General features: G+C 28.0%; 3 protein-coding genes. 2 read left to right on the forward strand and 1 reads right to left on the reverse strand.

All coding sequences use genetic code 11. The features are described from left to right. Positions 1-441, reverse strand: a 441-nt coding sequence (locus ACVC2P_RS11350; protein WP_452598587.1) for a hypothetical protein, incomplete at its 3' end; no start/stop codon positions are given. Positions 442-552: 111 nt separating this feature from the next. Between ACVC2P_RS11350 and ACVC2P_RS11355 the strand changes: the two genes are divergently transcribed. Both ACVC2P_RS11355 and ACVC2P_RS11360 read left to right on the forward strand, forming a co-directional pair. Next, on the forward strand, positions 553-1098 hold the full coding sequence (locus tag ACVC2P_RS11355; protein ID WP_452598588.1) for an RNA polymerase sigma factor: 546 nt from the start codon (positions 553-555) through the stop codon (positions 1096-1098). A 9-nt stretch (positions 1099-1107) separates the two neighbouring features. Continuing rightward, a partial coding sequence (locus tag ACVC2P_RS11360; RefSeq protein WP_452598589.1) for a hypothetical protein occupies positions 1108-1594 on the forward strand: 487 nt, incomplete at its 3' end.

Genomic DNA, 1594 nt, shown 5'->3' on the forward strand with positions numbered 1-1594 from the left:
AGCCTTAATATCTTGATCTGTAATGCTTTTTTTAATTTTCATTCCTGGTAAATCCATAAATACAGTTGCATGATCTGGAGTTAAAACATTATATATATCACCTTCCATAGCATCATTTTCTGAAGCCCCTAGTTTTATACATGATATATTAGAATTTTGTTTGCTAAAGAAGAATTCTAAAGTTGTTTTCTCGTTGTCGTTAGCGCTTAACTCTAATAAAATACTTTGGTTAAAGACATATACATCTTGCTCTATATTTGGCTTTTTATTAGTGGTAATGTCCTCTAGTGTTTTATCGGTTTTTTGGTCTACAGTTTCTACAACCTTATCCTCAATTTTAGCTTTAACTTTTTTCTTTAGTTTGTTTAGTAATTGTGCATTACAGTTAAAAGAAAGGATTATAGTGATGATACCTAAAAATAATTTGTTGTTTAGTGCCATTTTTAATACTTTAGATTATGATTATTTCTCTTTTGTATGGGAAAGAATAAAAAGGTTAACATTTATATATTTTATTTTTTATGTTAACCTTTTTTCTATTAAATCTACTTAATGAAAAAACAACCAACAGATTTAGAACAACGTTTAAGAAATAATGATAAGAACGCCTTAGAAGAAGTTTATCTCTTATATAAAGAAGCTTTTCTTAATTATGCGTCTAAATTTAATTTACCAAAGGAGGACGTTATAGATATATATCAAGATAGTATTATTGTACTATTCCAGAATTTTGTAAGCAAACAATTAAGCCTAGAGAAAAGCTCAATTAAAACGTATTTGTTTGGAATAGGAAAACATAAAATATATGATAGACTAAAAGAAAAAAAGATATTATATATAACAGAAGATATACATGAAGCGGATAACGATATTATAATATTTAAAGAGGACAGCTTAACAGAACAGCAAGTATTACTAAGAAAAAAATATAAACAATTAGGGGAGCGTTGTAAATCGATTTTAAACATGTTTTATTATAGAAACCTAACAATAAAAGAAATAGTGGCTTTAACTAACTATAAAGATGAAAATACAGTAAAGAGTCATAAATCTAGATGTATGAAAAAGTTAAGAACTTTAATAATTGGAGAGGATTAAAATACGTTTATGGAAAAAGAAGTACTTATACAAAAATATAACAGAGGTAAATTAACACCACTAGAAGAGGCTGAATTTAAGCGCCTTTTAAAAACAGATACTGAATTTAAAGCCCTATTTAAAGAGTTTACAGATGTTAATAAGGTAATAGAAAGTTTAGAGAAAGATGAATTAAAGGCACAACTAAAGAAGCTAGAGAATAAGACCAAACAAAACAACTTAAAAAAATGGTTAGTAGCTGCTTCGGTTATTATTTTTTTAGGTTTGGGGAGCTCGTATTATTTTATAGAGAAGCAAGATACTTCAGCAACACTGTATGCAACTTATTTTGATGTATACCCAAATGTATTAGCTCCGGTAGTACGAGGAGAAGAAGAGTTACAACCATTGTCTAAAGCCATGTTAGCATACGAAAACGGACAGTACGACAAAGCACTAGAGCTATTAGAAACTATTTTAGTCACTAATAAAAACGAAAACATACGCTTTTATAAAG

The organism is Pontimicrobium sp. MEBiC01747, from assembly GCF_053601635.1.